This is a genomic window from Streptomyces gelaticus (assembly GCF_014649535.1).
Lineage (GTDB): Bacteria > Actinomycetota > Actinomycetes > Streptomycetales > Streptomycetaceae > Streptomyces > Streptomyces gelaticus.
Genome location: NZ_BMTF01000083.1, coordinates 1 through 1,384 on the forward strand (window position 1 = coordinate 1; position 1,384 = coordinate 1,384).

Sequence of the window (1,384 nt, forward strand, 5' to 3'; positions counted from 1 at the left end):
GGGTGTGTCAATTTAACGGCTGATCTTGGTTGTTGAGGTTCAGTTGTTGGCCGGGGTGAGCCGGCCCTCGAAGGCGATCTGGAATGCGTTGAGAGGCGCCTTCCAGCGCATGGTCCATCGCTTGCGGCCCTTGCCGGTCGGGTCGAGGCTCATCAGTGCCATGTAGATGCACTTGAGGGCGGCGGCCTCGTTGGGGAAGTGCCCGCGGGCCCGGACGGCCTTGCGTATGCGGGCGTTCACCGACTCGATCGCGTTCGTCGAGCAGATGACCTTCCGGATCTCGACGTCGAAGGAGAGGAAGGGCACGAACTCGGCCCAGGCGTTCTCCCACAGTTTGGTGATCGCCGGATACTTCCGGCCCCAGGCTTCCTGGAACTCCCCGAACCGCTCCGTCGCCGCGTCTTCGCTGGGTGCGGTGTAGACAGGCTTGAGGGCTTTGGCGACCTTGTCCCAGTCCTGACGGGCTGCGTAACGGAAGCTGTTGCGCAGGAGGTGAACTACGCAGGTCTGAACAATCGTGCGAGGCCAGACGGTCTCCACCGCCTCGGGCAGGCCCTTGAGGCCATCGCAGACGAGCATGAGCACATCGTCCAGGCCGCGGTTCTTCAGCTCGGTGAACACGTGCAGCCAGTACTTCGCGCCCTCACCGCCGTCGCCGGCCCAGATCCCCAGGATGTCCCGGGTGCCTTCCGTGGTCACAGCCATTACGACGTAGACCGGCCGGTTCGCGACCTGCCCGTCCCTGATCTTGACGTTGATGGCGTCCACGAACAGAACCGGATAGACACGGTCGAGCGGCCGGTTCTGCCATTCGGCCATTCCCTCCATCACCTTGTCGGTGATCGTGGAGATCGTCTGCTTGGACACCTCCGCCCCGTAGACCTCGGCCAGGTGCGCGGAGATCTCCCCGTGGGTGAGGCCCTTCGCGGACAGGGAGAGCACCATTTCGTCCACGCCAGAAAGGCGGCGCTGCCGCTTCTTGACGATCTGCGGTTCAAAGCTGCCCGCGGTGTCCCGGGGCACTCTGACCTCGACCGGGCCGACATCGGTCAGCACGGTTTTCGCACGAGTGCCGTTGCGGCTGTTGCCGTTGTTCTTCCCGGCCGGATCGTGCTTCTCGTAGCCGACATGGTCGGTGATCTCGCCCTCCAGGGCGGACTCCAGCACTCGCTTGGTCAGCTGCTGCAACAGCCCACCCTCGCCGGTCAGTTGCAGGCCCTCGCTGCGGGCCCGGTCGACCAGCATCGCGACGAGCTGTTCGTCCGAGGCGGCCGACGGCATCGCACCACCGGCCGGCTCCTCGACGGACTCGTGCCCGATCGTCGTTTCGCTCACTTGGCGTCTCTCCTTGATCAGCAGATCCGCCGTTGATTAGACACTCCCC

At 64.7% G+C, this 1,384-nt stretch carries 1 protein-coding gene; it reads right to left on the reverse strand.

The genetic code is table 11. From position 1 onward, the window contains the following. Window positions 1-39 precede the first annotated feature (39 nt). The gene (locus tag IE107_RS34430) at window positions 40-1,281 is read right to left on the reverse strand and encodes an IS256 family transposase (protein ID WP_189548269.1); all 1,242 of its coding nucleotides are present in this window, start codon (window positions 1,279-1,281) and stop codon (window positions 40-42) included. Between the last annotated feature and the right edge of the window lie 103 nt (window positions 1,282-1,384).